The 14,793-nt window shown below is 72.7% G+C and carries 15 protein-coding genes; 7 read left to right on the forward strand and 8 right to left on the reverse strand.

Annotated elements, in window-relative coordinates; genetic code table 11:
* Nucleotides 1–17 precede the first annotated feature (17 nt).
* The 3 genes from ABZ444_RS39155 to ABZ444_RS39165 all read left to right on the forward strand — a co-directional run bounded on the left by ABZ444_RS39155 (nt 18) and on the right by ABZ444_RS39165 (nt 3,774).
* Entirely contained in the window at nt 18–1,112 is a 1,095-nt protein-coding gene (locus ABZ444_RS39155) for a cation diffusion facilitator family transporter (RefSeq protein ID WP_358008609.1), read from the forward strand.
* A 24-nt stretch (nt 1,113–1,136) separates the two neighbouring features.
* Nucleotides 1,137–2,405, forward strand: a complete 1,269-nt coding sequence (locus ABZ444_RS39160) for an acyltransferase (protein ID WP_358008611.1) — start codon at nt 1,137–1,139, stop codon at nt 2,403–2,405.
* Between the two features lie 187 nt (nt 2,406–2,592).
* The gene (locus ABZ444_RS39165) at nt 2,593–3,774 is read left to right on the forward strand and encodes a hypothetical protein (RefSeq protein ID WP_358008613.1); all 1,182 of its coding nucleotides are present in this window, start codon (nt 2,593–2,595) and stop codon (nt 3,772–3,774) included.
* Here ABZ444_RS39165 and ABZ444_RS39170 read toward each other — a convergent pair.
* Both ABZ444_RS39170 and ABZ444_RS39175 read right to left on the reverse strand, forming a co-directional pair.
* On the reverse strand, nt 3,771–4,394 hold the full coding sequence (locus ABZ444_RS39170; RefSeq protein WP_358008615.1) for an NAD(P)H-dependent oxidoreductase: 624 nt from the start codon (nt 4,392–4,394) through the stop codon (nt 3,771–3,773). The genes ABZ444_RS39165 and ABZ444_RS39170 overlap by 4 nt on opposite strands.
* Before the next feature lie 235 nt (nt 4,395–4,629).
* Nucleotides 4,630–5,913, reverse strand: a complete 1,284-nt coding sequence (locus ABZ444_RS39175) for an ATP-binding cassette domain-containing protein (protein ID WP_358008617.1) — start codon at nt 5,911–5,913, stop codon at nt 4,630–4,632.
* Between the two features lie 229 nt (nt 5,914–6,142).
* On the opposite strand from ABZ444_RS39175, the gene ABZ444_RS39180 reads away from it, so the two are divergent.
* The 4 genes from ABZ444_RS39180 (at nt 6,143) to ABZ444_RS39195 (ending at nt 10,180) form a co-directional block, all read left to right on the forward strand.
* Nucleotides 6,143–7,612 (forward strand): glycoside hydrolase family 13 protein, encoded by a 1,470-nt coding sequence (locus tag ABZ444_RS39180; RefSeq protein ID WP_358008619.1) that lies wholly within the window; start codon nt 6,143–6,145, stop codon nt 7,610–7,612.
* A complete protein-coding gene (locus ABZ444_RS39185; RefSeq protein ID WP_358008621.1) occupies nt 7,609–8,634 on the forward strand; it encodes a LacI family DNA-binding transcriptional regulator in 1,026 nt (341 codons plus the stop codon). Before ABZ444_RS39180 ends, ABZ444_RS39185 begins: the two co-directional genes overlap by 4 nt.
* 35 nt (nt 8,635–8,669) lie before the next feature.
* The gene (locus ABZ444_RS39190) at nt 8,670–9,548 is read left to right on the forward strand and encodes a PfkB family carbohydrate kinase (protein ID WP_358008623.1); all 879 of its coding nucleotides are present in this window, start codon (nt 8,670–8,672) and stop codon (nt 9,546–9,548) included.
* A gap of 65 nt (nt 9,549–9,613) precedes the next feature.
* A complete protein-coding gene (locus tag ABZ444_RS39195) occupies nt 9,614–10,180 on the forward strand; it encodes a signal peptidase II (protein ID WP_358008625.1) in 567 nt (188 codons plus the stop codon).
* A gap of 69 nt (nt 10,181–10,249) precedes the next feature.
* Here the strand turns inward: ABZ444_RS39195 and ABZ444_RS39200 are convergent, their stop codons facing one another.
* From ABZ444_RS39200 to ABZ444_RS39225, 6 genes are all read right to left on the reverse strand, one after another.
* Nucleotides 10,250–10,429: a hypothetical protein gene (locus ABZ444_RS39200; protein ID WP_357969241.1), complete on the reverse strand. Its 180-nt coding sequence runs from the start codon at nt 10,427–10,429 to the stop codon at nt 10,250–10,252.
* A gap of 26 nt (nt 10,430–10,455) precedes the next feature.
* The gene (locus ABZ444_RS39205) at nt 10,456–10,917 is read right to left on the reverse strand and encodes a S26 family signal peptidase (protein WP_358008627.1); all 462 of its coding nucleotides are present in this window, start codon (nt 10,915–10,917) and stop codon (nt 10,456–10,458) included.
* A complete protein-coding gene (locus tag ABZ444_RS39210) occupies nt 10,914–11,057 on the reverse strand; it encodes a hypothetical protein (protein WP_358008629.1) in 144 nt (47 codons plus the stop codon). Before ABZ444_RS39210 ends, ABZ444_RS39205 begins: the two co-directional genes overlap by 4 nt.
* Complete coding sequence (locus ABZ444_RS39215; RefSeq protein ID WP_358008631.1) at nt 11,054–13,006, reverse strand: ATP-binding cassette domain-containing protein; 1,953 nt, start codon at nt 13,004–13,006, stop codon at nt 11,054–11,056. The genes ABZ444_RS39210 and ABZ444_RS39215 overlap by 4 nt, the downstream gene beginning before the upstream one ends.
* A gap of 386 nt (nt 13,007–13,392) precedes the next feature.
* Complete coding sequence (locus ABZ444_RS39220; protein ID WP_358008633.1) at nt 13,393–13,923, reverse strand: hypothetical protein; 531 nt, start codon at nt 13,921–13,923, stop codon at nt 13,393–13,395.
* Nucleotides 13,920–14,423 (reverse strand): MauE/DoxX family redox-associated membrane protein, encoded by a 504-nt coding sequence (locus ABZ444_RS39225; RefSeq protein WP_358008635.1) that lies wholly within the window; start codon nt 14,421–14,423, stop codon nt 13,920–13,922. Before ABZ444_RS39225 ends, ABZ444_RS39220 begins: the two co-directional genes overlap by 4 nt.
* Nucleotides 14,424–14,793 lie beyond the last annotated feature (370 nt).

Raw genomic sequence — 14,793 nt, forward strand, 5'->3', positions numbered from 1 at the left:
CAAGCGAAGGGGTGCTCATGTCTGACTCCGATACCCACCCGCACGGCCACGGTCACGGGCACGGGCACGGTCACGGCCATAGGCATGGGCATGGGCACGGGCACGGGCCGGGGGAGCGGCGGGGGTTCAGGGCGCTGGCCGCCAAGGCGGCGCACGTGTTGACGCCGCACAGCCACGACAGCGCCGCCAGGACCGACAGCGCCCTGGAGGCCAGCAGCCGGGGCATGCGCGTGCTGGCCGTCTCCTTCGCGGTCCTCATGCTCACCGCCGTCGTCCAGGCCGTGATCGTCGTCGCGTCGGGGTCGGTCGCGCTGCTCGGCGACACCCTGCACAACCTGGCCGACGCGCTGACCGCCGTCCCGCTGGCCATCGCGTTCTCGCTCGGCCGCCGCGCCGCCACCCGCCGCTTCACCTACGGCTACGGCAGGGCCGAGGACCTCGCGGGCATCGTCATCGTCGTGCTCATCGCCGCCTCGGCCGCGCTCGCCGGGTACGAGGCGGTCCGGCGGCTGGTCGAGCCCCAGGACGTCCGGGCGCTCGGCTGGGTCGCCGCCGCCGCGCTGGCCGGGTTCGTCGGCAACGAGTGGGTGGCGCGCTACCGCATCACCGTGGGCCGCCAGATCGGCTCGGCCGCGCTCGTGGCCGACGGCCTGCACGCCAGGACCGACGGCTTCACCTCCCTCGCCGTGCTCCTCGGCGCGGGCGGCGCGGCGCTCGGGTTCCCGATCGCCGACCCGGTCGTGGGCCTGCTGATCACGGTCGCCATCTGCTTCGTCCTGCGCGACGCCGCCCGCGAGATCTACCACCGCCTCATGGACGCCGTCGACCCCGCCCTGCTGGACGAGGCCGAACGCATCCTGGCCGGCGTCCCCGGCGTCGAGCGCGCCGGCTCGGTGCGCCTGCGCTGGCTCGGCCACGCCCTGCACGCCGAGGTCGAGATCCTGGTCGACCACGCCATGTCGGTCGTGGACGCCCATGCCGTGGCGGTCGAGGCCGAGCACCGCCTGATCCACGACCTGCCGCGCCTGCGCGCCGCCACCGTCCACACCGACCCCTGCGGCCCCGACGGAGCCGACCACCACGCGTCCCTGGCGACCCACCGCGTCACCTAGCCCGCTGCGGGTAAGTTGGGGCGGGTGCCGACCGCCGCGACCCCCTACCCGACCACGCCCGGCGCGCCGTCCAGGCTCGCCTGGCTCGACGCCCTGCGCGGCATCGGCGCGCTCGCGGTGGTCGCCGAGCACCTGCTGCCGTGGTTCCTGCCCGCGCTGCGGCCCTACTGGTTCAGCCTCGGCGTCTACGGCATCCTGGTGTTCTTCCTGGTCAGTGGGTACATCATCCCGACGTCGCTGGAACGCCACGGCGACGTGCGGGCCTTCTGGACGAGCCGCGCCTTCCGCCTCTACCCGCTCTACCTGGCCGTGATCGCGCTGGTGCTGGCCGCGTCCTGGTGGGTGCCGGTGCGCGAGGGCGTCCCGCGCGACGGGAGCGCGGTGGCGGCCCACGCGACCATGCTGCTCGACGTCGTGAGCGTGGGCGGCGTGGCCGACACGATGTGGACGCTGTCGTACGAGATGGTGTTCTACCTGCTGGTCACGGCGCTGTTCCTGATCAGGGCGCACGAGCGCAGCGGGCTGGTGTCCGTGGCGTTCGCCGGGGCGTCCGTCGCGGTGGGGCTGGTGGTGTCGGGGGCGGTGCTGCGGGGCGGGTGGCCGGCGTACGTGTCGTGCCTGGTGTTCGCCGCGGGGCTCGCCTGCGTGGTCGGCGGCTGGTTCCGCAGGACCGCGGCGTGCGTGCTCGGGCTGATGGCGCTGGCGCTGCTGCTGCTGAGCAGCCGGGTGCCATGGCTGGGCGCGGCCGTGGTCGCGGTCATGTTCGCCGGCACGGCGATCCACCGCTGGGAGCGCGGGCGCGGCGGCCTGTGGCCGGTCGCGGTGACGACGGCGCTGGTCGCCGTGGCTCCGGTGTGGGCGATCGAGAGCGGCTGGTGGTGGGTCGAGGCCGACGTGTGGCTGACCACGATCGCGCTGGCGGCGGCCACCTTCGCGGGCGCGATGGCGCTGCGCGGGCGGCGGCTGCCCGCCGTGCTCACCTGGCTCGGGCTGATCAGTTACTCGCTCTACCTGGTGCACCATCCGCTGCTGAAGTACTTCGTGGAGGTCACCGGCGACCTGCGGCGGGCGCCGCTGCCCTACCAGCTCGCGATGGCCGCGCTGGCCCTGGCGCTGATCCTGGCCGTCAGCGCGCTCTCCTACCGCTACGTCGAACGCCCCATGCAGGCGCTGGGCCGGCGTGTCTCCCGGCAGGCCGCCGCCGCACGCGCCGGCGCCGCGCCGGGCGCGGTCCCCGTCACGGGCGCCTCGGCCGCGGGCGGCCAGGGCGACGGCTCGGGGCACACCGCGTAGGCCGGCACGATCCGGTCGCCGGGCTCGTGCCGCCGGCTCGTGGCGGGCAAGATGGTGTGCGGGTCATCGGCGCGGCCCCGCCGGGCCGTCGCGCGGCCTCCTCGGGGCTCTCGCCGGGGCCCGGGGCTGGTCAGGGCGCGTGCCGGGGCCCCCGCGGTCGCCGGCGGGTGGGAGAGGGGCCGAGGTCATGCCGGGTTCGCTGGTGCTCATGGGGTCGGGGGAGACGAGCCCGACCATGGTCGAGGTCCACCGGGCGGTGGCCCGCGGGCTGCGCGCGGGGGCCCGTGCCGTGCTGCTCGACACGCCCTACGCCTTCCAGGAGAACGCCGCCGACATCTCCGCCCGCGCCCGCCGCTACTTCGCCCGCAGCGTCGGGCTGGAGGTCGAGGTGGCCACCGGGGTCACGGGCGCCGACTGGGTGTTCTCCGGGCCGGGCAGCCCCACGTACGCGCTCGACCGGTGGGCCGCCTCCGGCGTGGCCGGTGACCTGCGTGCCCGGGTGCGCTCCCGGCGGGGGGTGACCGTGCTCGCCTCGGCCGCGGCCTGCACCGCGGGCCTGGCCACCGTGCCCGTCTACGAGATCTACAAGGTGGGCGCCGAGCCTCACTGGCGCGAGGGGATCGGCCTGCTGGAGCCGCTGGGCCTGCGGGCCGTGCTGATCCCGCACTTCGACAACGCCGAGGGTGGCACCCACGACACCCGCTACTGCTACCTGGGTGAGCGGCGGCTGTCGCGGATGGAGCGGGAGCTGCCGCCGGAGACCGCCGTCCTGGGGCTCGACGAGCACACGGCGCTGATCATCGACCTGGAGTCGGAGGCGGTGGAGGTGGCCGGGCGCGGCGGCCTGACCGTACGGCGTCCGGGGGCGGTGACCGTCCTGCCGGCCGGGACCCGGACGAGCCTGGCCGCCGTCCGCGACCTGGCGGCGGGCGCCACCTCCGGGACGTTCGCGCCGCCACGGCCCGCCGCCCCCGCCGCCGCGGGACCCACCGTCCCGCTGGAGGAGACGATCCGCTCCTGCGAGCAGCTGTTCAAGGACGCGGTCGGCAAGCCGGACCTGGTGGCGGCGGCGCGGCTCGTGCTCGATCTGGAGGCGGAGATCGTCACGTGGGTGGCCGACACCGAGGAGGACTTCGGCGGGGTCGACCAGGCCCGGGAGCTGATGCGGCTGCTGATCGCCCGGCTGGGCGACTCGGCCGCGACCGCCGGCCTGCGCCCCCTGGTCGAACCTCTGCTCGACCTGCGCGCGCAGCTGCGGGGGGAGGGGCGGTACGAGGTCGCGGACGCGTTACGGGCGGCGATGGCGCGCGGCGGCGTGACCGTGGAGGACACCCCGGCCGGCCCGCGCTGGAGCCCGGCGACGGTCTAGAAGGTTCTGGCGACGCGGCGGGCCTGCTCGTCGGCCTGCTTGCGCTCGGCGTCGTAGGAGCCGGTGAGCGTGGGGTGGTGGCGGATCTCCTGCACGTCGGCGATGCCCGTCCAGCGCAGCCAGTCGCCGAAGAACGTCGACTGGAAGTCGGCGCCGAACTCCGGGCCGAGCTGCGGCGCCCACACCGCGCTGGTGTAGACGACGGCCGCCCGCTTGCCGGTCAGCAGCGCGCGGTACCCCGTCTCCGGGTGGACGTCGAAGATCATCGCGGGCTGGCTGACCACGTCGATGAACTGCTTGAGCTTGTACGGCACGCCCGCGTTCCACATCGGCACGCTGAACAGGTAGCGGTCGTAGGCGTCGAACCGCTCGAACGTCCTGACCGCCGCGGCCCAGGCCTCGGCCTCCTCGCCCGCGGGGGTGCCGCCGCCGAACACCGTCATCTTGGCGCGGGCGGCGGCGGGGCCGAACTCGGGCAGGGTGCCGTCCCAGAGGTCGAACCGGTCCACGGTGTGGGCGGGGTGGGTGGCGAGGTACTCCTGGACGAACGTCTCGGCGATGGCGGCGGAGATCGATTCCGTGCCGCGGGGTGAGGCGGAGATGTGCAGCAACCTGGACATGGCGGACACCTTTCTGGACTGCGGTCCGTTTAGTGTCGCCAACAATACGGACCACAGTCCGGTTGGTCAAGGCTCGGCCGTGTCGGGGCATGACGAAGGCCGGACCCGCGCTGCACGGTGGGTGCGGCACGAGTCCGGCGAGGTGTCAGGTCGGCGCGTTCGACGCTGGTGACGGCGGTGTCGATCCCGCTGTGCTCTCGAGGCGCGCGGCGAGCCCGGAGGCGTGCGCCAGGGTTCAGCGGCGGGGCGGGTCGATGCGGGCGCCGTCCAGGGTGAAGATCATGAGGCGGGACAGGTCCACCGCGACCTTCGCCGCGTCCCCCGCCCGCCACATCGGCCGGTTCCCCAGCCGGACGATCAGGTCGGAGCGGCGGTGGAAGCCGCTGCCCACGTTCTGGCCGACCTGCTCCTGCTCCTCGTGCTCCTGCGGGCGCTGCGAGAAGAGTCGCCGCACCATCCCGGTCAGCCCGCCCCCGCCGGTGCGCTCGCCGTTGAGGCGGGTGCGCGGGTCCGGCGGCTCGGGCACCGGCACGGCCGGCATGCCGCACTCCAGGTACGCCAGCCACTCGTGCCCGTGGTACTCCAGGGCCCGCACCCGCCCGTAGAAGGACGGCCCGTCGTACGACTCCGGCACCGGCGCCAGCCCGTCGGGACGCATGCCGACCAGCACCTGCCCGCCCGTGTGCTGAGAGATCGCGTACGCTCTGGGATCGCTCCAGGGCATCGTGAGCCGGTGTGGGCCGAAGTCGAGCATGACATACTGGTTCTGCGGCGTTCTGACACCGGCCGCCAACAGGTTCAACTGCTGAGAGTTGAGGAAGGCCGCCACGAACGCCGTCGCTGGATCGTTGTAAATCTGGGCCGGAGTACCGACGTCCTGCAGGACGCCGCGATTCAGGATCGCGATCCGGTCGGCCAGGGTGAGCGCCTCGACCTGGTCGTGCGTGACGTAGATCGTGGTGACCCCGAGCGACCTGACCAGCGCGGAGATCTCCATCCGGAGTTCGGTGCGCATGCCGGCGTCGAGGTTCGACAGCGGCTCGTCCATGAGGAACAACTTCGGCTGCCGGACGATCGCCCGGCCCATCGCCACGCGCTGCCGCTGGCCGCCCGACAGGGTGCCGGGGCGGCGGTCGAGCGTCTCGTCGATGTGCAGCACCTTCGACAGCTCGGTGACGCGGTCGCGCACCATCGCCGGGTCCGACTTGGCGATCTCCAGAGGGAAGGCGATGTTCCCGCGCACCGTCCGGTGGGGGTAGAGCGCGCCGTTCTGGAACACCATGGCCACGTCGCGGTCGCGCGGCGGCAGGTGGTTGGCGAGCTGGCCGCCCAGCCAGAGGTCGCCTTCCGTGATCTCCTCCAGGCCGGCGATCATCCGCAACAGCGTGGACTTGCCGCAACCGGAAGGACCGAGGAGGACGAGGAACTCGCCATCCTCGGCCTGCAGGCTCAGCCGGTCGACTGCCAGGTAGTCGCCCGGATACACCTTGGTCACTTTGTCGAGAACGACCGAGCTCATGGGCCCACACCTTGCGCGCGTGTCACCTGTGACGAGGCTGATTGAAGGGGTAGTACATCGCGCCTTAACGCTGGATGTCCACCCTTGACATAAAGAATCTCATCCGCAGTGGTTTCGGCCAGGGGTTTTAGGCGGCCGTATACCTATAAATCCGGATACGAGGTGCATGGAAGGGCTTGCGTAAACTTGCGGCAAGGGCTTTCATGGTGCGGAACCCGGGGGGAGATCCATGAGCATGTGGTGGCGTGACGCCGTGATCTACCAGGTCTACGTGCGCAGTTTCGCCGACGGCAACGGCGACGGCGTCGGCGACCTGATCGGCGCGCGCGATCGCCTGCCGTACCTGGTCGAGCTGGGGGTGGACGCCATCTGGCTGACCCCCTTCTACACCTCGCCGATGGCCGACTTCGGCTACGACGTGGCCGACTACCGGGACGTCGACCCGCTGTTCGGCTCCCTGGCCGACGCCAAGGCGCTCATCGACGAGGCCCACGGCCACGGCCTGCGCGTCATCGTGGACGTCGTACCGAACCACACCTCGTCGGCGCACGCCTGGTTCCAGGCCGCGCTGCGCGGCGAGCGACGCGATCGTTACATCTTCCGCGACCAGCCCAACGACTGGGAATCGATCTTCGGCGGCCCGGCCTGGACCCAGGTCGAGGACGGCCAGTGGTACCTGCACCTGTTCGACCCCGCCCAGCCCGACCTCAACTGGGACGACGACGAGGTGCGCGGCGAGTTCGAGTCGATCCTGCGCTTCTGGCTCGACCTGGGCGTGGACGGCTTCCGCGTGGACGTGGCGCACGGCATGGTCAAACCGGCCGGCCTGCCCGACATCGGCCATGCGAACCAGACCAGGATGATCGGCCGCGAGCCGGTGCCGTACTTCGACAACGACGGCGTGCACGAGATCCACCGGGCCTGGCGGCGGGTGCTCGACTCCTACCCCGGCGAGCGCGTCGGCGTGGCCGAGGCGTGGGCGCCCACCGCCGAACGCCTGGCCATGTACGTCCGGCCCGACGAGCTCCACCAGGCCTTCAACTTCCACTACCTGTTCACCCCGTGGGACGCCGCCGAGCTGCGCGCGGTGATCGACTCCTCGCTCGCCACGGCCGGCTCCGTGGGCGCGCCCACCACCTGGGTGTTGTCGAACCACGACGTCAAGCGGCACGTCACCCGCTACGGCAGCCTGGCCAGAGCCCGCGCCGCCGCGCTGCTGACCCTCGCGCTGCCCGGCTCGGCCTACGTCTACCAGGGCGAGGAGCTGGGCCTTCCCGAGGTGCTCGACCTGCCGGCGGAGGTGTGCCAGGACCCGCAGCGGCTGCGCGACCCCGACAGCGGGCGGGACGGCTGCCGCGTGCCGCTGCCATGGACCCGCGAGCTCGGCTGGCGCGACCCGTGGCTGCCGATCCCGGCCGACTGGTCGCAGCTCAGCGTCCAGGCCCAGGACGGCGTCATGGGCTCCACCCTGGAGCTCTACCGCGCCGCGCTGCGCCTGCGCCGCACCCTGGACGGCGACCTGGTCTGGCACGACTCGCCCGAGGGCACGCTGGTCTTCTCCCGCGGCGACGTGCTGTGCACCGTCAACCTGACCGGCGCGCCCGTCGACTTCGGCGTCGGGGGAGAGCTGCTGCTCGCCTCCGATGTCCCCGGAGCAGCCGATTCGGCCGCCTGGTGGAAAGTAAAGTGTGTTCCATGAACGGTCACGCTCGCCTAGCCGACATCGCCGCCCAGGCCGGGGTGAGTGAGGCCACGGTCAGCCGGGTGCTCAACGGCAAGCCCGGCGTCTCGGCAGGCACCCGGCAGGCGGTGATGACGGCCCTCGACCTCATGGGTTACGAGCGGCCGCCCCGCCTCAGGCAGCGCAGCAACGGGCTCATCGGGCTCGTGACGCCCGAGCTGGACAACCCGATCTTCCCGGCGTTCGCGCAGGCCATCGAGAAGGCGCTGACCCAGCACGGCTACACGCCCGTGCTGTGCACCCAGCTGCCCGGCGGCGCCCCTGAGGACGAGTTCACCGAGCTGCTGGTCGACCGCGGTGTCAGCGGCATCGTCTTCGTCTCCGGCCTGCACGCCGACACCACCGCCCGGATGGACCGCTACACCCGCCTGATCGACCGCAGCCTGCCGATCGTGCTGGTCGACGGCTACAGCGAGCACATCGACGCGCCCTTCATCTCGCCCGACGACCGCCTCGCGGCGCGGCTGGCCGTCCAGCACCTGGTCGACCTCGGCCACGAACGTGTCGGGCTCGCGCTCGGGCCGCGCCGGTTCGTCCCGGTGATCAGGAAGATCGAGGGCTACAAGCAGGCGATGGCCCATCTGCTCGGCGCCACCGACGTCGACGACCTGATCTCCCACTCGCTGTTCTCGGTCGAGGGCGGGCAGGCCGCCGCCGCGCAGCTCCTGGCCCGGGGATGCACCGGGATCGTGTGCGCGAGCGACCTGATGGCGCTCGGGGCGATCCGCGCCTGCCGGCAGAAGGGGCTGGCGGTGCCGGGCGACGTGTCGGTGGTCGGGTTCGACGACTCTCCGCTGATCGCGTTCACCGACCCGCCGCTCACCACCGTGCGCAAGCCGATCGGGGCGATGGCCTCGGCCGCCGTGCAGACGCTGCTGGAGGAGGTCAGCGGCGCGCCGGCCAAGCACGTCGAGCTGATCTTCCAGCCGGAGCTGGTCGTGCGCGGCTCCACCGGTTCCGGGCCGCTGGTCAACCGCTGATCCCGGACGCCCTCTGTGAAAGGTCGGCCGACCCGATGACGCCTGACGTGCTGGTCCTCGGCGGCGCCGGGGTGGACACCACTGTCTACGTGCCCGCGCTGCCTCTGCCGTACCAGGACACCTACCACGTGTCGCCCGTCGTCGACCGCGTCGGGAACACCGGGGCCGGGGTCGCCCTCGGCTGCCACGCGCTCGGGCTCGGCGTCGCGTTCGCCGACCTCGTCGGCGACGACCCGCAGGGCGCGCTGATCAGGCACGCCCTGCGCGACATCGACTGCAGGTGGGGAGTGGCGCAGGCGGGCACCCGGCGCAGCGTGCTGCTCGTCGGCCCCGACGGGCGGCGCACCTCCCTGCACGATCCCAAGGTCACGCCGGGGGAGCGGCTGCCCCGCGAGCTGTACGCCGGTCCGCGACCCAGGCACGCGCACGTCTCGATCATGGACTTCTGCCGGCACGTCTACCCCGACCTCGACGGCGTCCCCATCTCCACCGACCTGCACGACTGGGACGGCGTCGCCGACTACCAGAAGGACTTCGCCTACCGCTCCGACCTGGTGTTCCTGTCGGCCACCGCCCTGGCCGACCCGGCGGCCACGATGCGCGACATCCTGGCCAGGGGGCGCGCCCACACGGTCGTCTGCACGCGGGGCGCGGACGGCTGCCTTCTCCTGACCCGCGACTCGGCCACCGTACGCGCCTTTCCCGCCGCGCCCCTGCCCGGCCCGGTGGCCGACAGCAACGGCGCGGGCGACGCCTTCGTCTCCGGCTTCCTGTACGGCTTCCTGAACGGCCGCCCGATCCCCGAGTGCGTCGGACTGGGCGCGGTCGCCGGTGCGCACGCGTGCACGGTCGAGGGCACCCACGAATCCCCGATCACCGAGAGTCTGCTGCTCGGCAGGGCGTCCCAGCTCTGAGCGAGCGTGGGCGCGCCGAAGGTTCGGTAGATTCGAGCCGAGAAGCCATGGATTGTGAGGCAAGAGTGTCGGACGAACGCGGCCCGCAGCAGACCAGCCGGGGAGGGCGGCCTCGGGCATGGATGATCGTGCTGGCCGCGGTGGTGCTCCTGGTCGATCAGGCGTCCAAGTTCTGGGCGATGTCGGCGTTGTCCGGCGGCGCGGAGATCACGGTGATTCCGCGGCTGCTCTCGTTGCGGCTGCTGCTCAACCCCGGCGCCGCGTTCTCCCTGGGGGAGGGCGTGACCTGGGTGTTCACGCTGGCCGCCGCCGGGGCGGTCGCCGGCATCCTGTACACGTCCCGGCGGCTGCGGTCGCCGGCCTGGGGGGTGGTGCTGGGCGCGCTGCTCGGCGGGGCCACCTCCCACCTGCTCGACCGCCTCTTCCGCCCGCCGGCGTTCGCCCAGGGGCACGTGGTGGACTTCATCGACTACGGCGGGTTGTTCGTCGGCAACGTCGCCGACATCGCCCTGACCGGCGGGTGCGCGCTGCTGTTCCTGCTCAGCATCCGCGGGATCCCGCTGGGGGACGCTCCCGGCGAGGAACACCTGCCCTCGACGGCTTCGACGTCCTCGGTAGAGGACCCTGCCTGATCGGCCATGCCTGATCGGCCCTGTCTGAGGCCGGGCGGCGGTGGGCCGCCGCCCGGCCTCAGGTGCGGGTCAGTTCCAGGGGCAGGGGTTGTTGCAGGCGGTGTAGGTCACCGTGCAGTCGGACCAGAAGAAGATCCGCTTGTAGTAGCTGCCGCCGCAGTGGTCGCACCAGGTCTGGTACGTGCAACCGGCGTCGGCGGTCGTCCGGGGGAGGACACGGGCGAGCACCCGCTCCGCGAGCTTGACCATGACAGTTGTCCTTTCCTCACCTTTCCTCACCGCCCGGCGGGACGCCGGCGCGGAGTCTTCGGCAGGTGGCCCACGACCACGCCCAGCAGCTGCCGGGCGGGCACGTAGCCGAACCTGCGGGAATCGAGGCTGATCGGCCGGTTGTCACCGAGCACGACCAGCTGTCCGAGCGGGACGACGTGCTCCGGCCGGGTCGCCAGCGCGGGCACCTCGGCCCGCGGCACCGGATCCCCCGGTACCGCCACCACCCGCTTCACCAGCCAGGACGCGCCCGGCTCCGCAGCCACCACCACGAGCCGCCCCGGACGCACCCCGTCCAGGGAGGCCCGGCGCACCAGCACCCGGTCGCCGTGCCACAGCGTGGGCTCCATGCTCCGCCCGCGCACGGTCACCGCGAGAAAACGCACCCGCAACACGAGCACCAGCACACCCCCGGCCACGACGACGCCCCCGGCGACGGCCGCGACGGCGGCGACGCCTCCGGTCACGACGACGGCCCCCCAGGCACAGCCGCAATGGCGTGGACGACCGTCGCCATCGGCACGGCGTCGAGGATCGTCGCCATCGGCACGGTGTTGAGGATCGCCGCCACCGGCGCAGCGGCCTGGGTGCTCAGCCCGGCGATCATCGGACGCCTGCCGGCGCGTAGCCGCGGGCCTGGGTCGCGAACAGCTCGGCGTACCGGCCGCCCGCACGCAGCAGCTCCTCGTGGGTGCCGCGCTCGACGACCTCCCCGTCGGCCAGCACGGCGATCGTGTCGGCGTCGCGTACCGTGCTCAGCCGGTGGGAGATCAGCAGCGTCGTCCGCCCTGCGCGGTGCTCACGCAGGACGGTGTGCACTTCGTGCTCGGCGGCCGGGTCGAGGCCGGCGTTCGGCTCGTCCAGGATCATCAGCTCGGGACGGTCCCGAAGCAGCCCCCTGGCCAGTGCTATCCGCTGCCACTGGCCGCCCGACAGGGTCACGCCGGACTGCTCGTCGTCGGAGAACATCCTGGTGAGCAGCGTGTCGTAGCCGCGTGGCAGCGCCCGTACCAGCGCGTCGGCGCCCGCACGCATGGCCGCCGCCTCGACCCGCGCCCGCCCGGCCCGCAGGTCGCCGACCGCGATGTTCTCGGCCGCGCTGAGGTCGTAGGCGGCGAAGTCCTGGAACACGGCGCCCAGGCGTTCGCGCAGCGCGGCCGGATCGAGCTCACGCAGGTCGACGCCGTCCCAGAAGATCGCGCCGCGGTCGGGGTCGTAGAACCGGCACAGCAGCTTGACCAGCGTGGACTTGCCCGCCCCGTTCAGCCCGACCAATGCCAGTGACCGTCCGGCGGGGATGTCGAGATCGACACCGCGCAACACCCACGGCTGATCGGCCCCGTACCGAAACCACACACCTCGCACCACAACGCCCCGCTCCAGCCCCCGATCCGGCACCGTGGCGTGCCGCTCTGGCCCCCGCTCTGGCCCCCACTCTGGCCCCCGCCCCGGCTCAGGCTTCGGCACCGTGATGCTCCGCTCCCGTACCCCCACCGTGACGCCCTGCTCCCGCTCGCGCACTGCGATGCCCTGCTCCGGCTCTCGCTCTCGCTCTCGCGGCGTCGGCCGCTGCCGCGTCAGGCCACGCCGTGCCCCGGTCGGGAGCGTCAGGTCGGGGACGGTGTTCAGCACCACTCGGTAGTGACCGAAGAGCAGTAGCGCCTCGTGCGCGGCGGCGAGGTTGCGCACGCCGGACGCCAGCCCGCCCTGCGTGCCCGCCACCGCCGCGACGAACACCGACAGATCGCCCACCGACGCCCGCCCGGCGACCGCCTCCGCCACGATCCACACCAGCCCCGCCCCCCAGATGACAGCGGCCAGCAGCGCCTGCCCGCCCTGCCCCCGAAGCTGCCGGACCGCCATCCGCCGCCGCTCGGCGTCGACCGCCCTCAGCTCGGTCAGCATCCGGTCGCGGAAGAAGTCCCCGAGCCCGAACAGGCGGATCTCCTTGGCCGCGTGCGGCATGCTCAGCAACCGGGCGAAGAACAGCTCCCTGCGCTGCCCGTGTCCCGTGCTCCGCATGACCTCGGCCTGCTCCCGTCCCAGCCGCAGGTGCACGCGGAGCAACGGCAACGCCGCGACGGCGACGAGGACCGCGACAGCCGGGCTCACCCCGCTCAGCGTGACCAGGAACCCTGCCGTCATGATTCCGGCCTGCGTCAGCCCGAGTGCGCTGGTCACCACCCGGCCGGGGCCCGAACTGCCGGCTCGCTCGGCCAGGTGCAGCCGGTCCTGGAACGCGGGATCCTCCAGCCGGGCGAGACCGGGCAGCGCGTTCACGGCCGTGTAGAGCCGGTCGCGGACGAGCAGCCCGACCCGCCGCTCGAACTCGGCCTCGGCGAAACCCGTCACGTACGGTCCCGTCCCGGCGACCGCGGCCAGCACCAGCAGCGCGGCGACGTTTGGAGCCAACCCCGCCATCGTCGTCGCCTGCCCAGCCACCTCGTCCAGGACGAGCTTGGTGCACCATGCGGTGAGCACCGGCGCAATGCCCGTCGCCGCGGTCAGCACAGCCTGCAGCAGGACGTACCACCGCCCCGCCTCCCAAGCCACCACCACCGCCTCCCCAAGCACCCCCAACCCCGCCCCCCACCCCGGCCTCGCCCCCGCCTCAGCCCCAGACCCAGACCTTGCCTCCGACCTCGCGCCTGCCCCTGACCTCGCCTCGACCCTTGGCGTCGCCTCGACCCCCGGCGTCGACTCGAGCCCTGACCTCGCCTTGAGCTCTGGGGGCGCCTCGACCTCTGGCGTTGTCCCGAGCCCCGGCGTTGTCCCGAGCCCCGGCGTTGCCCCGAGCCCCGGCGTTGCCTCGAGCCCCGGCGTTGTCCCGAGCCCCGGCGTTGTCCCGAGCCCCGGCCGTGTCTCCGCCCCAGGCTCGGGCCTTGCCTCTGGCTGTGCCTCCGGCCGCGTGTCCGGTCGCCCAAGGTTGCCGTCGCTCGGGCTCACACCGGCTCCGCGGTGGGCAGGGCGGCGGGCTCGGTACCCGAACCGCTGATCACGCCGCGGTCGTCCAGCAGGTAGAAGGCAGGCAGACCGCGCAACCCGAACGCGCGCCACACCGGCCCCTCCGCCTCCTCCTCGACCACCACCCTGGCCGCCGGCCGGAGCCTGGCGGCCAGCTCCTCGACCTCGCCGGGCGCGCCGATGAGCACCGCGAGCACCTCGTCCCTGCGGAACCGGCCCCGGCGTACGTAGTCCAGAAGGTCAGGCAGGCGCTCGCCGCACAGCGAGCACGCGGGACTGAAGAAGCCGACCAGGCGCACCCCGGCGGCGTCCACGACCTCGCCCTCCTGCGTCATGGCCGCGAACGTCGCGGGCACTGCTCCGGGCGGGAGCACCGGCAGCGGGATCCGTCCCGGCGCGGGCCCAGCGCCGTGGGCGTCCCCGCCGCCGCGTAGTCGGACGACGAGCGCCAACAGCAGCAGGAGGTTCAACACACTCAGCACGGTGACGAAAATGATCAAGTACGTCATCGGAACACGCTCCTGAGATCGTCGATCTTGATGAGCAACAGTGCTGCGACGGCTCCGGCGAGCCCCGCGACGACGCCCTGCGCCATCACCGGCGGCGCAGGTGGACCGCCAGTGGCAAGCCCGAGGACGCTCACACCGGTGAGCAGCGCATTTCTGACGAGGTGCACCGGCTCCAGGTCGCGCGGCGGGCCACCGAAGCAGAGGCAGGGTGCAGGCGTACGTCGGGCCACGGTGAGCGCGACGGCCCCCGTGAGGATCGCGCTCACCGCCGTCGCCAGGGCGAACCCGTACCAGGTCGTGCCCGGAGCCACCAGCAGCACGACGACCGCCGACTCGGCCACCACCACGCCACCCGCGACCCACGCCCGCCACTGCCGGCCGACGAGCCGGCTCCCCTCCAGTGACCGCGCGAAGGCGGGCAGGTCGCGCGCCTTGCCCACGACCGCGGCGCCGAACACCACGACCAGGGCGACGCCACATCCGACGGCGAGAACGTCCATGCGCCGAACCGTAGAAAACCGGCACCTCGGATTTACTGGCAAGCTTCTTAACTATTTGCCAGTATGTCCACCAGGCACACGAGGCGCCTGCGGCAGGCAACCGGCAGAAATCGCGGCAGGTCTGGCGGTGAAAGCACCGTGGGCACCAAGACAGCAACCAAGGCGGGCACCACGACAGGGGCCAACGCAGGACCGCAGTGGGAACCAAAGGCGGGGACCAAGGCGGGGATCGCAGTGGGGACCAAGCGGGGACCGCAGTGGGAATCACGGCAGGGATCACGGCGGAAATCACGGCATGGACCAAGGGGGACCATGGTGAGAACTCAGGTGGGGACCGCAGTGGGGATCGCGGTGGGAACCCAGGTGGGGA

This window comes from Nonomuraea sp. NPDC005730, assembly GCF_040630865.1.
Taxonomy (GTDB): domain Bacteria; phylum Actinomycetota; class Actinomycetes; order Streptosporangiales; family Streptosporangiaceae; genus Nonomuraea.

Excerpts from the sequence above, each read along its gene's own strand:
- ABZ444_RS39155 (WP_358008609.1), top strand. The coding sequence starts at position 18 with ATGTCTGACTCCGATACCCACCCGCACGGCCACGGTCACGGGCACGGG.
- ABZ444_RS39165 (WP_358008613.1), top strand. The coding sequence starts at position 2,593 with ATGCCGGGTTCGCTGGTGCTCATGGGGTCGGGGGAGACGAGCCCGACC.
- ABZ444_RS39170 (WP_358008615.1), bottom strand. The coding sequence starts at position 4,394 with ATGTCCAGGTTGCTGCACATCTCCGCCTCACCCCGCGGCACGGAATCG.
- ABZ444_RS39175 (WP_358008617.1), bottom strand. The coding sequence starts at position 5,913 with ATGAGCTCGGTCGTTCTCGACAAAGTGACCAAGGTGTATCCGGGCGAC.
- ABZ444_RS39180 (WP_358008619.1), top strand. The coding sequence starts at position 6,143 with ATGAGCATGTGGTGGCGTGACGCCGTGATCTACCAGGTCTACGTGCGC.
- ABZ444_RS39185 (WP_358008621.1), top strand. The coding sequence starts at position 7,609 with ATGAACGGTCACGCTCGCCTAGCCGACATCGCCGCCCAGGCCGGGGTG.
- ABZ444_RS39190 (WP_358008623.1), top strand. The coding sequence starts at position 8,670 with ATGACGCCTGACGTGCTGGTCCTCGGCGGCGCCGGGGTGGACACCACT.
- ABZ444_RS39200 (WP_357969241.1), bottom strand. The coding sequence starts at position 10,429 with ATGGTCAAGCTCGCGGAGCGGGTGCTCGCCCGTGTCCTCCCCCGGACG.
- ABZ444_RS39210 (WP_358008629.1), bottom strand. The coding sequence starts at position 11,057 with ATGATCGCCGGGCTGAGCACCCAGGCCGCTGCGCCGGTGGCGGCGATC.
- ABZ444_RS39220 (WP_358008633.1), bottom strand. The coding sequence starts at position 13,923 with ATGACGTACTTGATCATTTTCGTCACCGTGCTGAGTGTGTTGAACCTC.
- ABZ444_RS39225 (WP_358008635.1), bottom strand. The coding sequence starts at position 14,423 with ATGGACGTTCTCGCCGTCGGATGTGGCGTCGCCCTGGTCGTGGTGTTC.